The 21,810-nt window shown below is 63.2% G+C and carries 21 protein-coding genes and 1 pseudogene; 6 read left to right on the top strand and 16 right to left on the bottom strand.

The window, feature by feature from the left end:
- Positions 1–12: 12 nt before the first annotated feature.
- From C9990_RS18935 to C9990_RS18870, 13 genes are all read right to left on the bottom strand, one after another.
- Positions 13–849 (bottom strand): IS3 family transposase, encoded by an 837-nt coding sequence (locus C9990_RS18935; protein ID WP_256595084.1) that lies wholly within the window; start codon positions 847–849, stop codon positions 13–15.
- On the bottom strand, positions 846–1,148 hold the full coding sequence (locus tag C9990_RS32820; protein WP_065899480.1) for an IS3 family transposase: 303 nt from the start codon (positions 1,146–1,148) through the stop codon (positions 846–848). Before C9990_RS32820 ends, C9990_RS18935 begins: the two co-directional genes overlap by 4 nt.
- A gap of 536 nt (positions 1,149–1,684) precedes the next feature.
- Positions 1,685–2,632: a D-isomer specific 2-hydroxyacid dehydrogenase family protein gene (locus C9990_RS18920; RefSeq protein ID WP_106804275.1), complete on the bottom strand. Its 948-nt coding sequence runs from the start codon at positions 2,630–2,632 to the stop codon at positions 1,685–1,687.
- A complete protein-coding gene (locus tag C9990_RS18915) occupies positions 2,629–3,798 on the bottom strand; it encodes an acyl-CoA dehydrogenase family protein (RefSeq protein ID WP_106804274.1) in 1,170 nt (389 codons plus the stop codon). The genes C9990_RS18920 and C9990_RS18915 overlap by 4 nt, the downstream gene beginning before the upstream one ends.
- A gap of 62 nt (positions 3,799–3,860) precedes the next feature.
- Positions 3,861–4,544 carry a peroxiredoxin-like family protein gene (locus tag C9990_RS18910; protein ID WP_106804273.1) on the bottom strand — a complete coding sequence of 228 codons (684 nt, stop codon included), beginning with the start codon at positions 4,542–4,544 and terminating at the stop codon, positions 3,861–3,863.
- Positions 4,541–5,905 carry an LLM class flavin-dependent oxidoreductase gene (locus C9990_RS18905; protein WP_106804272.1) on the bottom strand — a complete coding sequence of 455 codons (1,365 nt, stop codon included), beginning with the start codon at positions 5,903–5,905 and terminating at the stop codon, positions 4,541–4,543. The genes C9990_RS18910 and C9990_RS18905 overlap by 4 nt, the downstream gene beginning before the upstream one ends.
- Before the next feature lie 12 nt (positions 5,906–5,917).
- Positions 5,918–6,892 carry an ABC transporter substrate-binding protein gene (locus C9990_RS18900; protein ID WP_106804271.1) on the bottom strand — a complete coding sequence of 325 codons (975 nt, stop codon included), beginning with the start codon at positions 6,890–6,892 and terminating at the stop codon, positions 5,918–5,920.
- Between the two features lie 157 nt (positions 6,893–7,049).
- On the bottom strand, positions 7,050–7,415 hold the full coding sequence (locus C9990_RS18895) for a ferredoxin family protein (protein ID WP_065906152.1): 366 nt from the start codon (positions 7,413–7,415) through the stop codon (positions 7,050–7,052).
- Complete coding sequence (locus C9990_RS18890) at positions 7,412–8,941, bottom strand: FAD-dependent oxidoreductase (protein WP_106804270.1); 1,530 nt, start codon at positions 8,939–8,941, stop codon at positions 7,412–7,414. The genes C9990_RS18895 and C9990_RS18890 overlap by 4 nt, the downstream gene beginning before the upstream one ends.
- 10 nt (positions 8,942–8,951) lie before the next feature.
- The gene (locus C9990_RS18885) at positions 8,952–11,405 is read right to left on the bottom strand and encodes a TonB-dependent siderophore receptor (protein WP_106804269.1); all 2,454 of its coding nucleotides are present in this window, start codon (positions 11,403–11,405) and stop codon (positions 8,952–8,954) included.
- 158 nt (positions 11,406–11,563) lie between these two features.
- Positions 11,564–12,394: a TauD/TfdA family dioxygenase gene (locus C9990_RS18880; RefSeq protein ID WP_065906160.1), complete on the bottom strand. Its 831-nt coding sequence runs from the start codon at positions 12,392–12,394 to the stop codon at positions 11,564–11,566.
- Positions 12,395–12,489: 95 nt separating this feature from the next.
- On the bottom strand, positions 12,490–14,073 hold the full coding sequence (locus C9990_RS18875; protein WP_065906161.1) for a rhodanese-related sulfurtransferase: 1,584 nt from the start codon (positions 14,071–14,073) through the stop codon (positions 12,490–12,492).
- Positions 14,070–14,681: a cysteine dioxygenase gene (locus C9990_RS18870; RefSeq protein WP_065906162.1), complete on the bottom strand. Its 612-nt coding sequence runs from the start codon at positions 14,679–14,681 to the stop codon at positions 14,070–14,072. Before C9990_RS18870 ends, C9990_RS18875 begins: the two co-directional genes overlap by 4 nt.
- Before the next feature lie 213 nt (positions 14,682–14,894).
- Here C9990_RS18870 and C9990_RS18865 point away from each other — a divergent pair, with 213 nt between their 5' ends.
- Together C9990_RS18865 and C9990_RS18860 are read left to right on the top strand one after the other, a co-directional pair.
- On the top strand, positions 14,895–15,800 hold the full coding sequence (locus C9990_RS18865) for a LysR family transcriptional regulator (protein WP_065906163.1): 906 nt from the start codon (positions 14,895–14,897) through the stop codon (positions 15,798–15,800).
- 224 nt (positions 15,801–16,024) lie between these two features.
- Complete coding sequence (locus C9990_RS18860) at positions 16,025–16,819, top strand: class II aldolase/adducin family protein (RefSeq protein WP_065906167.1); 795 nt, start codon at positions 16,025–16,027, stop codon at positions 16,817–16,819.
- Between the two features lie 61 nt (positions 16,820–16,880).
- Here C9990_RS18860 and C9990_RS18855 read toward each other — a convergent pair whose 3' ends face one another.
- The gene (locus C9990_RS18855; protein ID WP_065906169.1) at positions 16,881–17,963 is read right to left on the bottom strand and encodes an LLM class flavin-dependent oxidoreductase; all 1,083 of its coding nucleotides are present in this window, start codon (positions 17,961–17,963) and stop codon (positions 16,881–16,883) included.
- A gap of 330 nt (positions 17,964–18,293) precedes the next feature.
- Between C9990_RS18855 and C9990_RS18850 the strand changes: the two are divergent.
- The 3 genes and pseudogenes from C9990_RS18850 to C9990_RS18840 form a co-directional block, all read left to right on the top strand.
- Positions 18,294–19,058 (top strand): annotated as a pseudogene (locus C9990_RS18850) (ABC transporter permease); the annotation flags it as partial.
- A 1-nt stretch (position 19,059) separates the two neighbouring features.
- A complete protein-coding gene (locus C9990_RS18845; RefSeq protein ID WP_065906173.1) occupies positions 19,060–19,818 on the top strand; it encodes an ABC transporter ATP-binding protein in 759 nt (252 codons plus the stop codon).
- Positions 19,819–19,899: 81 nt separating this feature from the next.
- Positions 19,900–20,523, top strand: a complete 624-nt coding sequence (locus C9990_RS18840) for a hypothetical protein (protein ID WP_065906174.1) — start codon at positions 19,900–19,902, stop codon at positions 20,521–20,523.
- On the opposite strand, the gene C9990_RS18835 is transcribed toward C9990_RS18840, so the two are convergent.
- Both C9990_RS18835 and C9990_RS18830 read right to left on the bottom strand, forming a co-directional pair.
- The gene (locus C9990_RS18835; protein ID WP_065906175.1) at positions 20,475–20,807 is read right to left on the bottom strand and encodes a hypothetical protein; all 333 of its coding nucleotides are present in this window, start codon (positions 20,805–20,807) and stop codon (positions 20,475–20,477) included. The genes C9990_RS18840 and C9990_RS18835 overlap by 49 nt on opposite strands.
- Positions 20,804–21,112, bottom strand: a complete 309-nt coding sequence (locus C9990_RS18830) for a phosphomannomutase (RefSeq protein ID WP_226939989.1) — start codon at positions 21,110–21,112, stop codon at positions 20,804–20,806. Before C9990_RS18830 ends, C9990_RS18835 begins: the two co-directional genes overlap by 4 nt.
- A 243-nt stretch (positions 21,113–21,355) precedes the next feature.
- Between C9990_RS18830 and C9990_RS18825 the strand changes: the two genes are divergently transcribed.
- Positions 21,356–21,796 (top strand): low molecular weight protein-tyrosine-phosphatase, encoded by a 441-nt coding sequence (locus C9990_RS18825; protein ID WP_065906177.1) that lies wholly within the window; start codon positions 21,356–21,358, stop codon positions 21,794–21,796.
- The last annotated feature ends 14 nt before the right edge of the window (positions 21,797–21,810 follow it).

Below are 21,810 nucleotides of genomic sequence, written 5' to 3'. Positions count from 1 at the left end.
CCGATTAAGGTTTCACGCCACCAGCTTCTCCCTGGCGACTGGTGACCGATAGTCGTTGTAGCTATGCGGCCTGGTGATGTTGTAGCGCGATACATAGCGCTGCACATCCGCTCGGGCCTCATGTTCCGACCCGTAGCCTGCTTCTGGCACCCACTCTGATTTCAAACTTCCAAAGAAACGCTCCATCGGAGCGTTGTCCCAGCATTCGCCTTTACGGCTCATGCTTTGTCGGAGTCCATGTTCCAGCAGTTCATTTCTGAATTTATGGCTGGTGTACTGGCAACCTTGGTCGGAGTGAAACAGTACGTCTTTTGGGCGACCGCGCAGTTCAATCGCCATGCGCAGGGCTTCGCAGGTCAGCGTGGCATCAGAGATCATCGAAAACGACCAGCCCACAATCCGGCGAGCGAACAAGTCCAGAACCGCCGCGAAATACAGCCAACGCTTGCCGACTTTGATGTACGTCACGTCCCCACACCACACCTGATTGACCGTCGCAACATCAAACTTGCGTTTGAGCACATGCGGTGCCACCAAAGCCTCCACGCCAGGTGACTTGTACTTATGGCGCCGGCGTTGACGGCTGACAATGCCTGCTTCTCGCATCAAGCTGCGAGCCATGAACCGCCCGACATCATGCCCGCCGGCTTGCAGCTGTTTAGCCAAGGTACGAGCGCCCGCAGACTCTCTCGACGCCCTGTAGTGCTTGACCAGCATAGCCTTGAGTTTCTCTCGCTTAGGGCTCACCTTGCCTTGGCGCTGACGCCATGCGTAAAAGCTACTGCGGTTTATTCCGAACACACGACAGCAATCGTTAACGCCGTACTGCTCGCCCAGCTCACAGATCAACGAGAGTGATCTTTGGCGTCCAAAAGCAGGAGAGCACTGGCCTTTTTTAGGATTTCGATATCCCGGTCTCTTTGCCTGAGCAAGGCTTTAAGTTCCTGGATCTCTCGCTGATCCGCGGTAATCGCCTTGGCTCCCACCGGAGTCGAGCCCAAGCGTTCCTTGCGAACTTGATCGACCCAGCGGCGCAAGGCCGTAGGGCCAATATCCAAGCTGGCACAGACCTCGGGAACTGACTGCCCCTCGTCCAGCACCATGCTGGCAGCCTTGAGTTTGAACTCACATGAATAAGATTTACGCATATCCAAACACCTCAGATTTGGACGCCATCATAGCGCCCGATTGAGGTGTCCAAAATCATTAGGCCAGTTCAGCTTGCCCGCGAAAGCGGTGGGTCAGTCGATGAGTTTGTTGACTGACAGTCCGCCTTCGCGAGCAAGCCCGCTCCCACCTTTGTAATCGGTGCAGTCTGCATACCCTTGCAATCTCCGCTACCGCATCAAATGATATCCCGCAGTCAACACCGGGCCCCCTGTGGGACCGGGCTTGCCCGCGAAAGCGGTGGGTCAGTCGATGAATGTGTTGACTGACAGTCCGCCTTCGCGAGCAAGCCCGCTCCCACCTTTGTGATCGGTGCAGTCTGCAGATCCTTGCAATCTCCGCTACCGCATCAAGTGATATCCCGCAGTCAACACCGGCCCCCCTGTGGGAGCGGGCTTGCTCGCGAAAGCGGTGGGTCAGTCGATGAATGTGTTGACTGACACGGCGCCTTCGCGGGCAAGCCCGCTCCCACATTTTTAGACGGTGTAAGTCAGCAGATCCTTGCAATGTGGCCGTGTCAGGTGTTGACCAGGTTGGCCAGTTCAGCCCCTGCGACATACTTCTGCAGATTCGCCAGGAACGTGTCCGCAATCTCGTTGCGGCTATTGGTGGAAATGGCCGAGGTGTGCGGCGACAACCTGACTCTCGGGTGGGTATACAACGGGTGCCCATCCGGCAGTGGTTCCGGTTCGGTCACGTCCAGCGATGCCAGCCCGATCTGTCCGTTGTCGAGTGCTTCGAGCAGCGCCTCCTGATCCAGCAGGCCACCGCGCGCGATGTTGATCAGGTGCAGCCCGGGCTTGGCGCTGCCGAGTACATCGCGGTTGATGATATGCCGCGTGGATTCGGTCAGCGGGGCTGCCACCACCAGGTGGTCGGCGCGGGCGAACAGGTCGTGGATGTCCTTGGCCGCTTCCACACCGGCAACACCAAACGGCGCCTGGCTTTGGCGCAGTGCCACGACCTGGATGCCCAGGGCCAGTGCCTTGTGCGCCAGGCTCGCGCCAATTGCGCCGAAGCCGAGGATGCCCAGCGTGGTGCCTTTGAGCGGGCGCAACGGGGTGAAATGCCACTGAGCGTCCTTCACCCAGATGTCCGGCAAATGCTTGGACGCGGCAAAGATCGCCGCCAACGCGAACTCGGCGAGGTTGTCGGCCGCGCTGCCTCGGGAGGTGGTCACCGGTGGCCCGTTGAACAGCCATTGCGGGTAGAAATCGATGCCCGATGACACCAGGTGCACCCACTGTGCGCCGTAGGGCCAGCCCGGTGGCGGGGTGTCCGGGGCGGTGTAGCCGCGCACGTTGATCGGGCGCAGCAACAGGATATTCGCCTGCGGCGGCAGGTCGCTCGGCACCCCTGGCGGCACACCGATCACTTCGGCGTCGGCGTGCAGCGCGCGCAGGCGCTCGCGGATCACGTCGTTGTAATCCTCGTCGAGCTGGCTGGCAATAATCACCTGACTCATGTGCGTTCCTTCTGGCGTTGGGCGAAGACCGCTTTGCCGACGCCTTGCAGCACGGCGTCATTCTGCGGGGTATGCACGCGACTGCAGAGCACGTCGCGGTAGTGTCGTTGCAGCGGGCTGTGACGCGACAGGCCGGGGTTGCCCGAGGCCTCGATGGCGAGTTCCACCGCGCGGATGGCATTGTTGGTGACCAGGTACTTCAACTGGGCTGCGTTGGCCGCCGGGGTATGACCTTCGGCGGCAGCGTCCAGCAGGCTGCGGTTGGCAAACAGCAGGGTGTCGATATGCCCGACGGTTTCCTGAAAACGCGGCAACGTCGACAACGCTGCACCGAGGTTGGACGGCTTGCGTTCCTCCAGCCAGTTCACCAGCCAGTCCCGCGCGGCGTGGGCCACCGCGTCGTACACCGATGACAGCAGCACCGACATCCACAGGAAGCCATCGCCATCCAGCTCCGGCTGCGGGGCACTCCAGGGGCTGACGCTGACGGCGTGGTCCAGCGGCACCAGCACATTGTCGAGCACTACTTCATGGCTGCAGGTGGCGCGCATGCCCAGGTGGTCCCAGGTGTCGATAATGCTCACGCCAGGGCTGTCCTTGGGCACCAGCCAGGCGCCCACCAGCGGGTCGGCATCATCGCTGCGGCCCCACACGCTGAACCAGCTCAAGCCATGGCTGCCGGTGGAGTAGATCTTGCGCCCGCTGATGCGCCAGCCCTCGGCGGTGCGCACTGCGGTGGTCGCCGGCAGCCCGCCACGGGCCGGGGTGCCGAGGTCGGGTTCGACGCGCAGCGCATTGATCAAGGCACCGTCGCGCACCGCGTCCTCGGCCACTTGCGTACGCAGGTGGACCGGCCAGCTCTTGCTGTCTTGCAGGCGGGTGTGTTGCAGGTATTGCATCACCAGGATCAGCGCAGTGGACGGCTCGCCCCTGGCAATCGCACTGATCGCCTTGCGCGCCTGCGGCAGGCTGGCGCCGCCGCCGCCCAGGGCCTTGGGCACGGTGAGGGCGACCAGGCCGTGTTCATGCAACAACTTGAAGTTGGCATGCGGGAACGCGCCGCTTTCGTCATACAGGTGCGCGGTGCTCGCCAGCTCGGCGCTGAGGCGTTCGAGCAGGGCTTCGAAGTTGGCGACTTCCACGGAGCGCAGAGACGGTTGGGTCATAACAATGTACTCGGTCAAAAATGTGGGCGCCGGCAAGCCGGCGCCTACAGGAGGTTGTGGGCTTAGATAGCGATGCGTACGGGCTGTTGGCCCAGCAGTCGCTCCACCACCTGCAGCACCGGCTCGGCCTCGGTGCGCACCAGCCAATCCGGGCTCACTTCGACGAATGCCACGGTGCCGTCCCTTGCGATCACCACCACCGTCGGTTGCGGCAGTTCCCAGGTCCCGGTGCCGGTGGTGTCGCCGATGTGGTTGCCCTTGGCCAATGCGGCGTTGCGCGAGGCTTCGTCGAAACTGTAGAGGATGCCCAGGCGCCGGCCGAGGTTGTTGTCGGTGTCGCTGGCCACCAGCAATTGCAGGTTATGGCGGGTCTTGATTTCCACCAGCCGCTCAGGCACCTGCGGGCTGACCGCCACCAGCGGCACCCCCAGTTCGCGCAGGCGTGGGTAGAGTTGGCGTTCGTAATAGGGCAGTGCGAGATTGCACGCCGGGCAGCCGGCAAAGCGGAAGAAGATCAGCACCGCCGGCCCATCGGCCAGCAGCAGATCGCGGTTGAGTTCGCCGCCTTCCACATTGAGCAGGGTGAATGGGTCCAGTTCATCGCCGACCTGCACGTAGTCGTCGGGCCGTGCTTCATCGACCAGGCGCTGACGCTGGTCGATGTTGACCTGCAACGCCGCCGGTGCCCAGGAAGCCACGCGTTCGGCGTGCAGATCCGCCAATTGACGGTTGAGGGATTCGCTCATGCCAGCGCCTCCTGTTGCGCTTCGACCTCGGCGGCGACGCTGTAGCGGTTGGCCGGCACGTCCAGGCCAAGGTTGTCGCGCAGCGTGTGGCCGCTGTACTCGGTGCGGAACAGGCCGCGCTGTTGCAACACGGGCACCACCAGTTCGGTGAAGTACTGCAAGCCGTCCGGCAGCACCGAGTTGATGATGAAACCGTCGCTGGCACCGCGCTCGAACCAGGTCTGGATGGCATCGGCGACTTGCTCCGGGGTGCCGACAAAATCACGCTTGGGCCGCGAGAACCGCAGCGCCACTTCGCGCAGGGTCAGGCCTTCGTCCCTGGCCAGTTGCTTGATCCGGTCGGAGCCGCCTTTCTGGCTGTTGGCGCCGAGGTCGCCAAGTTCCGGGAAGGGCGCGTCCAGGGGGTACTTGCTGAAGTCATGGTCATTGAACGGGCGGCCGAGGGCGACAATCGCGTCTTCGACGGTGACCAGTTCCACGGCCTGCTGATAGCGGCGTTCCACTTCGGCTTCATCGCGGCCGACAATCGGCCGGATACCCGGCAGGATCGACAGGCTGTCGGCGTCACGCCCAAAGCCTGTGGCGCGGCGCTTGAGGTCCTGGGAATAGGCCAGGCCTTCCTCGATGCTCTCCACGTGCACAAAGATCGCGTCGGAGTTTTCGGCGGCGAAGTTGCGTCCATCTTCCGAGGTGCCGGCCTGGAAAATCACCGGTTGACCCTGGCGCGAGCGTGCGATGTTGAGCGGGCCCTTGACCGCGAAGAACTCGCCCTTGTGATTCAGTGCATGCAGCTTGTCCGGGGTGAAGAATTCGCCGCTTTGCTTGTTGTAGGCAAAGGCGTCGTCTTCCCAGGAATCCCACAGGCCCTTGACCACGTTCACGTGTTCCTTGGCGATGCGGTAGCGCACGGCGTGGGGCGGGTGCTCGGCCTTGCCGAAGTTGTCGGCGGTGCCGCTGAGCCACGAGGTCACCACGTTCCAGCCGGCGCGGCCGCCGCTTATATGGTCCAGCGACGAGAACTGGCGAGCCACTTGGTAGGGCTCGGTGTAGCTGACCGTCACCGTGGCGACGAGGCCGATGTTCGTGGTGATGGCGGCGAGGGCCGAGAGGATCGTCAGCGGCTCGAAGCGGTTGAGGTAGTGCGGGCTGGATTTGGCATGGATATGCAGGCTGTCGGCGATGAACACGAAGTCGAACTTGGCAGCTTCGGCCAGTTCAGTCTGCTGCTTGTAGAACCCGAAGTGGGTGCTGGCATTCGGTTGGGCGTTCGGGTGGCGCCATTCGCCCCAACCGTGGCCGACACCGTGGACCATGGCACCCAGTTTCAAATGGCGTGGCTTGGAGGGATGTGGCTTGCTCATGTTCTGCTCCTGTTAGCGCGATGCTTGGGAAAAGGGGACACGCTTGGCGTTAAAGCTCTTGTCGAAGCCTTGCGACACGTCGATGTGCTTGGTCAACAGGCCTTCTTTTTGATAAGTGTCGGCGGTCGCTTGCAGGCCGCTGATCACCGAGTCGTCGATGGCGACCGGGCTCAGGCGGGTGTCCTTGGCCACTTCCACGTGGACTGCCAGCGGCAGGCCGGTGATCTTGGCCTGGGCGGCAGCGTATTCATTGGGGTGGGTGTTGGCCCACGCATAGGCGCGGTCGAGGCGTGCGACAAAGTCGTCGAGTTGCGGGCGCTTGTCGGCGATGGCCTGGCTGGTGGCGGCGAGGTACAGGTGGTTGCTCAGCAGGTTGCTGCCACTGATCAGCACGCGGGCCTGGCTTTGCGAGGTGACCACGGTGGTGTACGGGTCCCAGGTGGCCCAGGCGTCGGCGGTGCCGTTATCCAGCACCAGGCGTGATTCGCTGGGCAGCAGGAAAATAAACTGCACATCCTTGGTGGTCAGCCCGGCAGTGGCCAGGGCCTTGATCGCCAGGTAATGACCGATTGAGCCGCGCCCGGTGACGATCTTCTTGCCCTTGAGGTCGGCGACAGTCTTGATCGGCGAGTCCTTGGGCACCAGCAGCGCGGTGGTATTGCGCCCTTCGGCGTGGATGATGCTGACCACCTTGAGCGAGGCACCGGCACCCAGTGCGAACACGTAGGGCGCATCACCGAGGGCGCCGATGTCCACGGCGCCGGCATTCAAGGCTTCGCCCAGCGGCGAGGCGGAGGGGAATTCCGACCACTGGATTTCATACGGGACGTTCTTGGTTTCGCCGGAGACTTCCAGGAGTGCCTTGATGGTGGATTTCTGGTTGGCCACCCGCAGTGGCTGCAGGTCGGCGGCGTGGGCGCCGCCGCTCAGGCCGAGGGCAAGGGCGGCGCCCAGGAGCAAGCGTTTGAAGGGGGTGGTAAAGACCATGGGATGCAGGCTCCAGGCAGATCAAGAAGGGGTTCGGTTACCTCCGCCTGGAGAAGGGGTCGGTGAGTGGGGTTAACGTTATGCCCATAAAAACTCGCTGTGAAGTTCTTTTTGGTTATATGTTAATTATTAAAATATTTGATTATGTGTAAATTGATTATTCTCTAATTGCATTTGGCGGCGCGCTGCGGGCCAGGGCGAAGATGCCATCCATGCGCCAGTGCTCGTTGCGGTGGGCAGGGTCATCGGCCCATTCGTCCCAGCCCGAGTCGCGGCGGTATTGGCCGAGCAGCCCGGCTTCGCGGACTGCCACGGGATCGGGGTGGCGCAGCTGTTCGCAGTCGGGGTCGACGTACAGCGCATCGCTGCTGCAATACAGTTCGCACATGAAGCAGGTCTGGCAGGCCAGCTGGTCGGCAATCACGGGTTTGCCCAGGGCATCGGCGGCAAGCACGTTGGTGGGGCAGACGGCGACACATTGGCCACAGCCGTTGCACAGGTCGGAGTAGATCAGTTCAATCATTGTGGTTGGCCTTGATGGATGGGGTCGAAACGCGCCTGCACCTGGCCCACTCCAGCCAACCGCAAATGCGCGTCAAACTGCGAATGCTGCCGCGGTGTGTCGCTGCGCTGGTGCATGCCGCGGCTTTCCTTGCGCAACGCGGCGGCGGTGTAGCACCAACGCGCGGTGGCGGCCATGGCCACGGTTTCGCGGGCGCGCAATGGGTTGTCGGCGCAGGGTGGGCCGTCGCTGATCTGGTCCCAGATGTTGTCCAGTTCACGCAGCGAGCGCGCCAGTTGGGCGCCGCTGCGGAACAGGTTCTTGTCCAGCGGATGGACTTCGGCCTGGATGCGTTGGATCAGTTCGGCACTGCCGCCTGCCGCGCCGTCAAAGCCTCGCAGGGCGCCGTGATACAGCGCTTTTTGGCGGGCCAGCCGCGCGGCGCCGCGACCGGCCCATTGCCCGGTGGAGAGCGCCCAGGCCGAATTCTGCGCGCCGCCGCCGGAGGTGGCGCCGGCAATCGGCTCGCGACTGGCGGCATCCCCGGCAGCGAAGACGCCGGGCACGGTGGTCTGGCAATCGTCATCGACCAGGCGTAAACCGCCGACGCCGCGAATGGTGCCTTCGGGATGCAGGGTCACGGCGAATCGCTGGCGATAAGGGTCGACCCCGCGCCGGTCGAACGGCAGCATCAGGTTGGGTTGGATACTCGGCAGTTGTGCGCGGATATCCGGTGGCACGCGGTTCAGGCGGCAATACACCGGACCGTTGAGCAGCGCCCTGGCCAGGTCTTCGGTGAAGCCAGGACCGGTGGCAATCCCCAGCGGCCGATCCGCGGCATCGAAATACTCGCCAAAGCTGTACACCATCGAACGGGTCATGCTGCTGCCGGCGGCGGCGATGCAGTAGTAGTTGGAAAACTCCATGCCCGACAGTTCGGCGCCGGCTTCGGCGGCCATCAGGTAGCCGTCGCCAGTGTTGGTGTGGTTGCCCAGCAGGCGCGACAGGAACGCGCAGCCACCCGTGGCCAGCACCACCGCGCCGGCGCGGATCAGCCATTCACCGCCGGCCTGGCGGCGCCAGCCGCGTGCGCCGACCACTGCGCCGTGATCGTCACGCAGCAGTTCCAGCGCGGGATGGTGGTCGAGAATCGTCACGCCACTGTCCAGCACACGCCGCCTGAGGCCGCGCAGGTATTCGGGGCCGCGCAGCCCGCGATACTGGGTCACGCCATGTGCGTCCTGCGGGAAGTCGTAGTAGCCGCTCAGCCCCGGCAGGCTGGTCCAGGTGGTGTCGATGGCGCGGGCCATCCAGCGTGCATCGGCAAGGCCATAGGCGGTGCCCAGGCGTTTGTCGATGGCCGCTTCACGGGCGTCGGGTGGCACCCACCAGTGGCCGGGTCCGGCGGTGGCGGTCACGCCGCTGGTGCCGCAGTAGCCCTTGTCGACGAGGATCACCCTGGCCCCCTCGCGCGCCGCCGCGATGGCGGCCCAGGTGCCCGCCAACCCGCCGCCGATGATCAATACATCGCTATTCAATTCAGTCATCACCCGCGCCTCAGAAGTTGTACGCCAGGCGCGTGTAGTAATACGCGCCGCCAAAGCCGAAGGGCGAGAACTGCCCATACTCGTACCCGCCGGCCCAGTCCTTGATGCCTTTTTTATCCGGGTAGACGTTGAACAGGTTGTTGGCCCCCAGGGCCACGGTGAAATGCTTGGTGATGTCGTAGGCGGCGTCGACATCGCTGATCCATTTGGCGCTGAACTTGCGATCGTTGATCGGGTTGTTGTCACCTTCGATGTAGCTGCCGAAGCGGGTCAGGGCGAGGTTGAGGGTGTAGGCGCTGACCTTCCAGTTGGCTGCCAGGATCAACTTGGATTGCGGGGTGGCGACGGTCAGGTCCTTTTGCAGGCGTCGGTCGAAGATCTGGTAGTTGGAGCCCAGGCTGGCCAGCGCAGGTGGGGTGTCCTGGAGCTTTTCGATCTTGGTCTGGTTCCAGTTGTAGGCCAGGCTCCAGCGCACCTGGCCGTACTGGTCGAGTTGCTGGCGGTATTCGTTGATGATGTCGATGCCACGGGTGCGGGTGTCGACGGCGTTGGTGTAGTACTGCGCGTACAGGCCCGGCGACAGGCCGTTGGCGACCAGGATCTGCGACACCGCCGGCCCGCCCAGCAGACTGGTGGAAACGATGCGGTCGCGAATGCCGATCTGGTACAGGTCGGTGGTCAGCCGGTAGTTCGCGGTCGGCTCGTAGGTGAAGCCCAGGCTGTAGTTCAGCGACTTCTCGGGCTTGAGTTTTTCCGCGCCCAGGGCCTGGGCCTCGGGGGTGTCCACCGGCAGCACCTTGACCGGTACCGAGACCTGCTGGCCGTTGACCACGCCGCCGGAGGTGAAGGTCGACGAGGCGTAGATCGTCTGTGCCAGCGACGGCGCCCGGAATCCGTTGTTGATCGTGCCGCGCAGGGCAAACTCGGGCGTGAGCTTGAAGCGCGTCGACAGCTTGCCGCTCCACGTGCTGCCGATGTCCTGGGTATAGCGCTCATAGCGGGCGGCGGCGCCGATGTACCAGCGGTCCGTCACATCCAGGCCCAGGTCGACATAGCTGGCGACGTTGCTGCGACTGATCTCGCCGGCATCCGCGGTGCTGGTGCCGTTATACGACGCCAGGCCCGGCAACGGTGTTTGGCCGGCGAAGGGACCACTGGGCAGCACGTAGTTGCCGGGCGTATAGGACGCGTAGTCGCCGGCCTCGATCTGGTATTTCTCCCAGCGGTACTCGAAGCCGAATGCGGTTTGCAGCGGGTGGCTCAGGCCGATATCGAAGGTGCGGCTGAGGTCAAGGTTGTTGGTCCACTGGTCGAAGATCTGCGAGGCCAGGTTGAACGAGGTCGGGCTGGTCGGCCCCAGGGATGGGTTGAGGGTGTTGTTGGCGTTGAGGGTCGAATCGTCTTCACCCCAGGTGGAACTGATGTCGTAGTCCCAGCCACCGACCAGGCCCTTGAAGCCGCCCGCCACCTGGAAGTCCTTGGTGCGGTTGCGCCGTTGCGCGTGGATGCCATCGGGGTAGGGCGTGTTCGGGTCGCCGGCCAGGGAGGTGACCTCATTGGGGCGGTAGTTGCCGGTGACCTTGGTGGTTTCCATGTAGCTGGCGGTGGAGAACGAGTAGAACTTGAGGTCGTCCTGCAGCGGCAGTTCAAGGTTGTAGCTGGCGTTGGTGACCTTCTCGCGACCCAGGCCGTAGCTGGGGTTCCAGCCGTGGCGGTTGACCGTCTGGTCGCGGCTGTCGGGGGCGGCGGCGGTGCCGTAGAGGCGGCCGGTGGCACTGCCGGTGCGGTTGAAGGGTTCCTGTTCCTTGCTGTCCAGCGCCAGGTTGGCGAAGCCGTCGTTGGGCAGCGCCAGTCCATAGTTGACGGTCTGGTGCACGGTGTCGCCGTCGCCCGCGCCGTAGCGGCCGAAGGAGGTTTCGGCGCTGCCGCCGCTGTCGTTTTCCTTGAGGATGATATTGATCACCCCGGCGATTGCGTCCGAGCCGTACTGCGCGGAAGCGCCGTCGCGCAGCACTTCGATATGGTCGATGGCCGACACCGGGATCAGGTCGAGGTTGACCGGTACCGCCGCCGTGCCGATGCGTGCCAGGTTGTTGATCAGCGCGGTGTTGTGGCGGCGCTTGCCGTTGACCAGGACCAGCACCTGGTCGCCGGACAGCCCGCGCATGGTCACTCCGCGCACCGACCACGACGTCCCACCGCCATTGATCGCCGGCAGGTTGAACGACGGCAGCAGGCGCGCCAGGAGTTCCTTGAGGCCGACCTTGCCACTGGCCTGCAGCTGTTCGGCACTGATCACGTCGATGGGCGAGGGGCTGTCGGCGATGGTCCGCGCCTGATTGCCACGGTTGCCGGTGACCACCACGGTACCGAGGGTTTTGTCCGGGTCTTCGGCTTGGGCCGGGACATTTATGGCGAGCAGGGTCAGCGCGACTGCGCCGTATTGAAAGCGGGATGGAGGCATGGGGGCTGATTCCAGGAGACCAAAGAACACCGCAGATCCCGTGTGGGCGCGGGCTGGCTCGCGAAAGCGGTGTCAGCTACCCATGAGCTGGCTGAACCGCCGCCTTCGCGAGCAAGCCCGCTGCCACAGTGAATCTGTGTGGGACTTTTAAAGGGTGATCAGGCCGCGTCAGCGGCTCTGACCCGATGCGGAATGTCGTCATAGGCAATCAGCACCCGCTCCATGCGACGCGGGTAGTCGCCGTAGTTGTAGACCGGGTAGTGCAGGGTCGAGCGGTTGTCCCAGAACGCCACCGAGCCTGGACGCCACTTGAAGCGCACCTGGTGCTCCGGCTTGTTGAATTCCTGCAGCAGGCGGTCGATCAGTTGCTTGCTTTGCTGGGGCGTCCAGCCGATCACCGAAGGGTTCTGCGAGAAGTTGATGAACAGCCCGTCTTCGCCGGTTTCCGGGTGGGTGCGCACCAACGGGTGGGCGAGGATCGGGTAGTCGTAGCCGACCTTGTCGAGGGCTTTCTTGAAGTCGTGGACCACATGCAGGTTGTCGATTTCAGCGCGCAGGTCATCCGGCAAGGCGCGGTACACCGCCCCGGTGTCGGCCCACAGGGTGTCGCCGCCGACTTCCGGCAAGTCCACCGCGCGCAGCACGGCGCCAAGCGTGGGTTGCAGCAACCAGCTGGTGTCGGTGTGCCAACGGCCGCTGGTGCGCGGGCCGTAGAGCTTGCGCTCGTCCTGGGCTTCGATCAGGTGGGCCTGGGGGCGCGACGGGTCGTTTTGCTGGGTGGTGGGGTGCACGTACAGCTCGCCGAATTCCTTGGCGAAGGCGATCTGCTGTTCGGTGTTGATGGCCTGGTCGCGGAAGAACAGCACCTTGTGCGTGAGCAGCAGGTGACGCAGTTCATCGCGCAGCGCCGAGGTCAGCGGCTGGCGCAGGTCGATACCGCCGATTTCGGCGCCGAGGGTGGGTTCCAGGCGGGTGATATGCAGGGTCATGCGGGTGTCCTCTCGTGTGTGGGTTCAGCCTCCGCCTGGAGAGGGGTCGGATGTGGGGGCCTGCACCCGGAGTGGGTGCAGGCGGGTCAGGTCAATCAGATCACATAGAAACCGTGGGTGCCGTCGCGGCCCAGTTGCTCGACCAGGCCGAATTCCCAGTCCAGGTAAGCCTGCATGGCTTCCTTGGGGTTGTCGGTGCCTTCGTATGGACGGCGATAGCGGTCGATGCGCGGGGAGGCCAGGTGGGTCTCGCCTTCTTCCAGCGGCAGTTGCGCGTTGATCCAGCCGGCGGTGCCGTCCTGCAGCAGGAACACCTGCTTGCCGGTGATGGCCTCGACCTCGGCCACTGCCAGGCGCGCCAGTTGGCTGCTGCCGCAGGTGAGTACATAGCGCTGGGCGGCCGGCACCTTGGCCAGGGCTTCGGGCAACTGCGCGCGCAGGGCCCACCAGGCGCCGGGGATATGGCGCTTCACGTAGTTGGCGCTGGCAGTGAAATCCAGCACCACGGTATCGCCGTGGGCCTGCCATTCGGCGAGGGTCTGCGGGCTGATCAATTCGGCCTGGGGCGGCGCGGGCACCGGCGCGACCCAGGCGCCTTTTTCGCTGAAGTGCGCCGCTTGCAGGTCATCCAGCACGTGCACTTCCCAGCCCAGTTGCGCCAGCCAGGAGGCGGACATGTTGGCCCGCACGCCGTCGTCATCCGCCAGCACCAGGCGCGCACCGCGCACACTGGCGACGTGGTCGGTTTCCTGCACCAACTGGCCGCCGGGAGTGGAGCGGGCGCCCGGCAGGTGGCCGGCTTCGAATTCTTCCGGGGTGCGCACATCGAACAGGTAGGTGGTGCGCGCGGTTTGCTGCTGCCAGGCGTGCAGATCGGCGAGGGTGGCCCGGCCAACGCGAGCTTTGTCGGCGACGCGGCGCGCATCGACGGCGGCGACCTGGCGGTGTTCTTCCGAGGTCGGTGCAAAGCGGCGTGATTGGCCATGGGCGAGTTTCTGCCCGGCCAATGTCCAGCCGATGGTGCCGTTGCGCAGTGCGGAGACGGGGTTGGCCACGCCGGCGTTGATCAGCGACTGCGTGCCGATAATGCTGCGGGTCCGCCCGGCGCAGTTGACGATGATGCGGGTGGCGGGGTCGGGCGCCAGTTCACGGGCGCGCAATACCAGTTCGGCACCGGGCACGCTGATGCCGGTGGGGATGCTCATGGTCTGGTATTCGTCGAAGCGGCGGGCGTCGAGCACCACCACATCGGCTTGGTTATCGAGCAGCGCCTGCACTTCTTCAGCGGCCAGCGAGGGTGTGTGGCGCTCGCTTTCGACCAGCTCGCCGAATGCCTTGCTGGGCACGTTGACGTCGATAAACAGCTCGCCACCGGCCTGGCGCCAACCTTCCAGCCCGCCTTCCAGCAAGCTCACCTGGGTGTAGCCCAGCGCAACCAGGCGCTCGGCGGCGCGGGCGGCCAGGCCTTCACCGTTGTCGTAGACGGTGACCTGGGTGTCACGGCGCGGGATGCGCGAATACACCTCCAGCTCCAGCTTGGACAGCGGGATGTTCGCGGCGAACAGCGGGTGGGACTCGGCAAACGGCGCTTCTTCGCGCACGTCCACCAGGGCGACTTCTTCACGGTCCAACAGGGCCTGGCGAATCCGGGCGAAGCTACGGGTCGATACGGTACTCATAGGGCAGGGCTCTTTTCTTTGGACAAATCCCAGATATTCGGGAGGAAGGCGTTGGAATAACCGGAGATAAACAGTTTCTCGCTGCCGTCGGGCTGGTACACCGCGCGGCGCACGGCGCCGATATTGGCGCCGTACACATGAATGCTGATGGACACCTGGTCGCTGTGGGCATTGCTGACCTGATGGATATCGCCGACCTTGGGCGACACCGCCTCGACCTGGCCCGGCACCAGCTGGATCGGTTTGCCTTCGGCGACCAGGCGACCGTCAGGCGCGCGCTCGAAGCCTTGGGAAAATTCCGCGCCGCGCAACATGCCGATCAAGCCCCACACTCGGTGGTCATGGATCGGCGTGCTTTGCCCCGGCCCCCAGACAAAGCTGACGATGCTGAAGCGCTGGCGCGAATCGGCATGCAGCAAAAATTGCTGGTAGCGCTCGGGGTCGGGTTGGGCAAATTCATCGGGGAGCCAGTCATCATGGCTGACCAGTTGCGCGAGCAGTTTGCCGCCACGGTGCAACAGGTCGCCTTCGCGTGGATTGCCGTCGATCAATTCCGCCAGGGCGCCTATGAAGGCTCTGAGTCTCTCGGGGTGTCGGGCCTGGGTCATGACAATTCCATCGGTGGGTGTTGATGGGTTTATCTAAGCATAATGTTTATAGTTAATATGCTATTTTTTAATGATTAGCTTATAGCTGCAGGTAATTTAGAACCGGTCTGAATAGCGTTAGACGTTATCGATTGCAGCGCGGGCTATCCAGACAGCGTTCCTGCAACTATGCTTCGCACACATCTTAATGACTGTTCTCTATGTGCGGCCCAAATGAAAATTGACGATATCGATGCCTTTGTCGAAGTGATTCGTTGCCAGTCCATCAGCCATGCCGCCGAGTCGTTGCAACTGACCCAGCCGGCCATTACCCGCCGTGTGCAGAACTTCGAGCAGGCGCTGGGTGTGGAGTTGTTCGACCGCAACACCAAGCCCCTCAAGCCTACGCTGATCGGCACCCGCGTCTATGAACAATGCCGGCTGATCCTGCGCGAGATGGATGCCCTGCGCGAGCTGGTCGCCACCGACGCACCGCCCACCGGCCTGCTGCGCCTGGGCGTGCCTCAGACCATCGGCGACGTGGTGCTGCTCGATGCGCTCAAGCACCTGCGCACCGAATACCCCGATCTGCGCGCCCAGGTCGCCACCGGCTGGGGCAGCCAACTGGTGGGCAAGATCGAGCGCGGTGAGTTGGATGCCGCGGCGGCGCTGTTCCCGGCCGGCAAGATTTTCCCGGACAACGTGGTGGGCGAGTCGATCGGCAAGATGGAATTGGTGGTGGTGTGTGCCAAGGCACAACTGCCGAAGAAACCCTGCAAGCTGGCGGACGTGTACCAGAGCGGCTGGATCCTCAACCCGGACGGTTGCGGCTTCCGCGCGGGGTTGCAGCGCACCTTGTCGGACCAGGGCCTGGCCTTGCGGGTCAATCTGGAAACCTTCGGCACCGAGCTGCAACTGGGCCTGGTGGCGGACGGCCTCGGCCTGGGCCTGGTGCCACGCCCCCTGCTGGAGCGCAGCGCGCACCGCGAGCAACTGGCGGTGATGCCGCTCAAGGATTTCAAGCCGGTGATGGACCTGTGGCTGATCTACCCGCACTTCCTCGGCAACCTGCAGGGGCCGGTGGATGCGTTCGGCAAGCTGGTGGCAAATTCCCTGCACAAGATCCGCAACGCCGCCTGACCCGCCCGGTGCAGGAGCCCGGCTGGCCGGCGATGAGACCCTCGAGACCAGGGCATTGCTCAAGGACGCCATCGCCGGCAAGCCGGGCTCCTGCGGGGGAGATGGTGTTGGTTGGGTTATAAAAAAATATGATAATTAGCTTAGATTAAAATGTGATTTTTATTATTTTTTTGCATCCCCTAGGCTTGCCTGGAAGTCCTTAAGGCCATCCAGGAAGTTTTGCCATGAGCAGCGTCACCTCGATCTCCAGCGTTTCCAACAATGTTCGCCAGCGCGTCACTCCGGAAGAATGGGAAGTGCGCGTCAAACTGGCCGCCGCTTATCGCCTGGCGGCCCTGTACAAGTGGACCGACCACATCTACACGCACTTCTCCGCCCGCGTACCGGGCCCGGAGGAGCATTTCCTGATCAACGCCTTCGGCCTGTTGTTCGATGAAATCAGCGCCTCCAACCTGGTCAAGGTCGACCTCGACGGCACCATCGTCGACGACCCTACCGGCCTGGGCATCAACTACGCCGGCTACGTGATCCACAGCGCCATCCACGGCGCGCGTCACGACTTGCAAGCAGTGCTGCACACGCATACCCGCGACGGCATCGCGGTGTCGGCGCAGAAAGACGGCCTGCTGCCGATCTCCCAGCATTCCATCGGTTTCTCCGGGCGCGTGGCTTACCACGGCTACGAAGGCGTGGCGCTGGACCTCGACGAGCGCGAGCGCCTGGTCGCCGACCTGGGTGACAAGAGTGTGATGATCCTGCGCAATCACGGCCTGTTGACCGCCGGGATCAGCGTTGAACACGCCTTCCAGCAACTGCAGGGGCTGGAGCGTGCGTGCAATATCCAGATCGCGGCGCAGGCGGCGGGCAACGCAGAGTTGATCTTCCCGCCGGCCGAGGTGGTGGCCAAGGTCGAGAAGCAGGCTGAGGCATTCAAGGCGGGGGATGGACCGGGGGTGGCGCGGCATTGGAATGCGCTGATCCGGCAGTTGGAACGCACCGACACCGACTACAAGAACTGATCTGCATATAAGCGCCAGCCCCCTGCAGGGGCTGGCTTGCCTGCGCCTACAGGGCGTGTGTTTATGCCACTTGTTGTGCTTGCTCGCGCTCGGCGATCAGCTGGCGGGTGAGCGGGATCAACCGCTTGCCGTAATCGATCGCATCGTTGAGCGGGTCGAACCCACGGATCAGGAACGTGGTGATCCCCAAGTCGTAGTAATCCACCAGCGCCTCGGCGACTTGCTCGGCGGTCCCGACCAGTGAGGTCGAGTTCCCCTGGGCCCCGAGCAAGCCCGCAATCCCGGTCCACAGACGCTTGTCCAGGCGCGAGCCTTGTGCTGCCGCTGCCAGCAAGCGGCGCGAGCCCTCGTTCGGTGGTTCGCGGCGCACAAAGCCATTCTTCTCGGCCAGCGCGGTAGCCTGCTGCAGGATGGTCTCGGCACGTGCCCACGCCAGTTCCTCGGTCTCGGCCAGGATCGGCCGCAACGACAGGCTGAAGCGGATGGTGCGCCCGTGCTTGGCCGCCTCGGCGCGTACCTGGGTCACGATCTCGCGCACTTGCTCATAGGTTTCGCCCCACAGCGCGTACACGTCGGCATGCTTGCCCGCCACTTCAATCGCGGCCTGGGAGGAACCGCCGAAGTACAGCGGGATATGCGGCTGTTGCGGCGACTTCACCGTGGAATACGCGCCTTCGACCTGGTAGTAGGTGCCCGTGAAGTCGAACGGTTGCTCGCTGGTCCATTCCTGGCGCACCACGCTCAAGTATTCGTCAGTGCGCGCGTAGCGTTCGTCCTTGCCGATATGGCTGCCATCGGCGCGCAGTTCGCGGTCGTCGCCGCCGGTGATGATATGCACGGCGGTGCGCCCGCCGTTGAATACGTCGAGGGTGGTGAACTGGCGGGCGGCCAGGGTCGGCTGGGCAAAGCCTGGGCGATGCGCGATCAGAAATTGCAGCTTCTTGGTCACGCTGGCGGCATGCGAGGCGATCAGCGTGCTGTCCGGGCTGTTGGAATGGAAGGCCACCAGGGCGCGGTCGAAGCCGGCCTCTTCGTGGGCGCGGGCCACGGTTTCCACGTAGTCCGGTTGCAGGGTCGGGCCGCTGCGCGGGTGGATCTCGGAAGCGTGGTGGCCGCCGATGTAGCCGATGAATTCAATGCTCATGGTCTGTCCTTGTCGAGTTCGCGGGTTGCACCTCCGCCGGGCAGGGGGTCGGTTATTCGCGTCCAAAGTAGGGGCAGGGAAGGGGCCTGTAAAATGCCGATTGGTTCTAACCTAATTATTAAAAAACAGAATCATAAATTATTTGATGTATCAGTAATTTGCATGTTGATTGCATTAGGTTATTCCCAGAAAGACTTTCACCAGGTTTTTTTATGCGCTTAGCATGGACCCGCAACGGCGCTCCCGGCCGTGACGTTTTGAACAGGAAGGCCAATGACCGAGACGATTTCCCTCAATAAAGCCGAGGGTCAGCTGAAAGCGACCCGTGGCTGGCGCACGCCCGACGCGGTGCTGCGGCTGGTCAGCCCGATCGTGCTGTTGCTGCTCTGGGAGCTGGCCTCGCAGCTGGGCTGGATCCCCACGCGCGTGATCGCCGCGCCTTCGCAGATCGGCGGCACGCTGTGGGCGATGATCGTCTCCGGCGAACTCGGCAAGCACCTGCTGGTGTCGCTGCAACGCGCGTTGTTCGGCTTGAGTATCGGCGTCAGCATCGGCGTGGTGGCGGCCTTGATCACCGGCTTGTCCAAGCGCGGCGAGGTGATCCTCGATTCGCCCATGCAGATGCTGCGCACCATTCCTTCGCTGGCCCTGGTGCCGCTGTTCATCCTGTGGTTCGGCATTGGTGAGTTCACCAAGATCGCGCTGATCGTCACCGGCACCACTTTCCCGGTGTACCTCAACCTGTTCGCCGGCATCCGCAACATCGACCCCAAGTTGATCGAGGCTGCCAACACTCTGGGCCTGAACCGTCGCGAGCTGATCTGGCATGTGATCTTGCCCGGCTCGTTGCCCTCGTTTTTTGTCGGCTTGCGCTATGCCCTGGGCATCTCGTGGCTGGCACTGGTGTTTGTCGAGCAGATCAACACCACCGCCGGCATCGGCTTCCTCGCCAGTGATGCCCGCGATTTCATGCGCACCGATGTCATCGTGATCTGCCTGCTGATCTACAGCGTGCTCGGCCTGTTGATCGACGGCCTGATCCGCACCCTCGAACGTTTCGCCCTGGCCTGGCGCCCATCCTTTGTGAGGAACTGATATGTCGACGATTGAAGCTGCGGTGCAGTTGCGCAATGTGGTGCGCCAATTCGGCCAGCAACGGGTCATCGATGGGCTTGACCTGGACATCGCCCCCGGCGAATTCGTCGCCTTGCTCGGCGCCAGCGGCTCGGGCAAGACCACCTTGCTGCGCAGCCTGGCCGGGCTCGACAGTATCGACAGCGGCCAATTGCGGGTGCCCAAGGCGCGGGCGGCGGTGTTCCAGGAGCCGCGCCTGATGCCTTGGAAGCGCGCCTGGAAAAACGTGATCCTCGGCCTGCGCATTCCCGAAGCCAAGGCGCGGGCGGTGCAAGCCTTGACGGAAGTCGGCCTGGCCCATCGCCTTGAGGCCTACCCGGCGACCCTCTCCGGCGGCGAAGCCCAGCGCGTGGCCCTGGCCCGTGGACTGGTGCGCGAACCCAAGCTGTTGCTGCTGGACGAACCCTTCGCCGCCCTCGACGCACTGACCCGAATCAAGATGCACCGCCTGATCATCGAACTGTGGCGCAAGCACACACCGGCGGTGCTGCTGGTGACCCACGATGTGGACGAAGCAATCCTGCTGGCCGACCGGGTGATCGTGCTGGCCGACGGCAAGATCGCCGAGCAACTGCGCATCGATCTGCCGCGTTCGCGGGACACCGGCCAGGACGGTTTCCAGGCGATCCGGGCGCGCTTGCTGAACCTGCTCGGCGTGGAAGTCGATGCACCGGCGGCGCGTCCGCCGGCGATCAACCTGCGGCGCGTGGCGCATGGGTAAAGGCTGACCGAGCCTAACGTTGTAATTTCGCCTGGCCTGAGGTCTGATGGGCGCCGAAACGGGCACGTCAACGGTTGGGCAATGATGCGAGCAGAACTAGCGCAGTTTGGCGGGATTACCGTGATGATTCCGGCTGCCCTCATCATTGCTGTGTGGCTGCGGTATTCCAGCCCGTGGGCACTGCGAGGCTGGATCGTGACGGTGGGTGTCACGTATTCGATCGTGGCGTTCAGCAAGTTGCTGTTCAAAGGCTGGGGCTTGTCCTTTCAACACGTGGACATTGCCGTACTCAGTGGCCACGCCATGAACACCTGCCTGATGCTGACCGTGGGCTCAAGCCTGCTGGCACGTCAGTTCAGCGCGGCCCTGCGCTGGCCGGCGGCGCTGGTGGGCCTGCTGCTGGGGATCTGGTTCAGTGCCTACTGCGTCGCCCCCTTTATCCATCCGCTCAATGAAGCCCTGGCCGGTGCGGTGCTGGGTGGCGTCGCGGCGATTGCCTTTCTGTGGCGGATTGAACCCACCGAGGTCAAGGTGTCCCCGGCGTTCATCGGTGCCGGCCTGGCGGTGCTGCTGGTCTGCGCCCTGATGCCCAAATACAACGCCGAACTGTTGCTCAACCGGGTTGCGGTGACGCTGTCAGGGGCCGAGCGTGCTTATCAGGAGCCTGCCTGGCGCCTGGACGCAGCGCCCAGGCAGGCTGAGTAGGCTGCCAGGTCCAGCGCCAGGTTGCTGTCCACCATCAACGCCAGCAATTGCGTCTGTGCCTGAAAGCGTCGTGCATCACGTCGACGGCGCGCGCCCTTCATTTGCCCGAACAACGCCTGGGTGATCTGCTGCGGGGAACTGCCGTGCAACTGGTCCAGCCAGTGCCCGATGGCCTGGGTGTTGCGCTGGTACTGTTCTGGCGAGGCCGGCTCCGCAAACCCTTCGAACATTCCCGTGAGCTTTCGCAGCGCATACCCGCGTTTCACATCCCCCCACAGGCTCATGGCCGTTCCTCGGTGCCGGAGATATTCGCCAGCAATTCGGCGGTTTTTACCTGCATGAACTGGCTGTCACCGCGACTTTCCACGCACAGGCACACCGACAACGCGTCGCTGACCTGCAATTTGAAGCGCCAGTCGGCGAACACCATCGACAGCCCGGCGCCGGTTTCGTCGGTGTCCAGGGAGTTGCTGGCGTAGAGCACCTGCATGCGCGCGACAACACTGGTCGAATTATTCACATCAATATGGATGTTTCCCGAAGAGGGGAATAAGCCAATACGTTCTACCAATAACTTTGACGTGTTCATGGCCGCTCCTCGCCGTTCTGTTCAGGTGGCACTTTATTATGATGTTGCGAGGAAGTAAGTGAATGTTAGATTTTGTCGGATGATTAACACTTGTTATTTTTCGTCTGTCTCAAGAGATGGTCGAATAATAAACCCTGTGTTCATAATTGCCTGGCTGCTGTGTTGAGGTTGTGTTGCTGTTTTATTCAGGGCGCAGGCACTTACCTTTAACTATTCATCTTCTGCGGCGCGTGAGAGGTTGCCTTGTTCAATAGGATTTTGATCGTGTGTGTCGGCAATATCTGTCGCAGTCCCACGGCGGAAAAACTGCTCCGCACGGCGCTGGCGTCTTCCGCTATTGAAGTGAGTTCGGCGGGGTTGGCGGCATTGTCCGATCACCCACTGGAACCCACGGCTTCACAGGTTTTGCAAGAACATGGGCATGGCCCGTGCCTGCACAAGGCGCGCCAGCTGACCAGCGATGCGGTGAGTGATGCGGACTTGATCCTGGTCATGGAGCAACGGCATATCGACGGGGTGCTGAGCCTTGCGCCCGAAGCGCGGGGCAAGGTGTTCCTGCTGGGCAAATGGCAGCAGAACCGTGAGATCAAAGACCCTTATCGCCAGGGTAAACCGGCATTTGTGCATGCCTATGCGTTGATCGAACAAGCCGCCCAGGCTTGGGCGCAGCGGTTAGTCGGCTGAACACGGTCACTGCA

This window comes from Pseudomonas sp. S5D5, from assembly GCF_003013355.1.
Classification (GTDB): Bacteria; Pseudomonadota; Gammaproteobacteria; order Pseudomonadales; family Pseudomonadaceae; genus Aquipseudomonas; species Aquipseudomonas aylmerensis.
This window is presented reverse-complemented; position numbering and strand designations above follow the sequence as displayed.

Coding starts and splice junctions, on each gene's coding strand:
- C9990_RS18895 (WP_065906152.1), bottom strand. CDS start 7,415: ATGATTGAACTGATCTACTCCGACCTGTGCAACGGCTGTGGCCAATGT.
- C9990_RS18915 (WP_106804274.1), bottom strand. CDS start 3,798: ATGACCCAACCGTCTCTGCGCTCCGTGGAAGTCGCCAACTTCGAAGCC.
- C9990_RS18830 (WP_226939989.1), bottom strand. CDS start 21,112: ATGAACACGTCAAAGTTATTGGTAGAACGTATTGGCTTATTCCCCTCT.
- C9990_RS18905 (WP_106804272.1), bottom strand. CDS start 5,905: ATGAGCAAGCCACATCCCTCCAAGCCACGCCATTTGAAACTGGGTGCC.
- C9990_RS18910 (WP_106804273.1), bottom strand. CDS start 4,544: ATGAGCGAATCCCTCAACCGTCAATTGGCGGATCTGCACGCCGAACGC.
- C9990_RS18865 (WP_065906163.1), top strand. CDS start 14,895: ATGAAAATTGACGATATCGATGCCTTTGTCGAAGTGATTCGTTGCCAG.
- C9990_RS18875 (WP_065906161.1), bottom strand. CDS start 14,073: ATGAGTACCGTATCGACCCGTAGCTTCGCCCGGATTCGCCAGGCCCTG.
- C9990_RS18870 (WP_065906162.1), bottom strand. CDS start 14,681: ATGACCCAGGCCCGACACCCCGAGAGACTCAGAGCCTTCATAGGCGCC.
- C9990_RS18890 (WP_106804270.1), bottom strand. CDS start 8,941: ATGACTGAATTGAATAGCGATGTATTGATCATCGGCGGCGGGTTGGCG.
- C9990_RS32820 (WP_065899480.1), bottom strand. CDS start 1,148: ATGCGTAAATCTTATTCATGTGAGTTCAAACTCAAGGCTGCCAGCATG.
- C9990_RS18860 (WP_065906167.1), top strand. CDS start 16,025: ATGAGCAGCGTCACCTCGATCTCCAGCGTTTCCAACAATGTTCGCCAG.
- C9990_RS18885 (WP_106804269.1), bottom strand. CDS start 11,405: ATGCCTCCATCCCGCTTTCAATACGGCGCAGTCGCGCTGACCCTGCTC.
- C9990_RS18835 (WP_065906175.1), bottom strand. CDS start 20,807: ATGAGCCTGTGGGGGGATGTGAAACGCGGGTATGCGCTGCGAAAGCTC.
- C9990_RS18900 (WP_106804271.1), bottom strand. CDS start 6,892: ATGGTCTTTACCACCCCCTTCAAACGCTTGCTCCTGGGCGCCGCCCTT.
- C9990_RS18845 (WP_065906173.1), top strand. CDS start 19,060: ATGTCGACGATTGAAGCTGCGGTGCAGTTGCGCAATGTGGTGCGCCAA.
- C9990_RS18920 (WP_106804275.1), bottom strand. CDS start 2,632: ATGAGTCAGGTGATTATTGCCAGCCAGCTCGACGAGGATTACAACGAC.
- C9990_RS18840 (WP_065906174.1), top strand. CDS start 19,900: ATGATGCGAGCAGAACTAGCGCAGTTTGGCGGGATTACCGTGATGATT.
- C9990_RS18880 (WP_065906160.1), bottom strand. CDS start 12,394: ATGACCCTGCATATCACCCGCCTGGAACCCACCCTCGGCGCCGAAATC.
- C9990_RS18855 (WP_065906169.1), bottom strand. CDS start 17,963: ATGAGCATTGAATTCATCGGCTACATCGGCGGCCACCACGCTTCCGAG.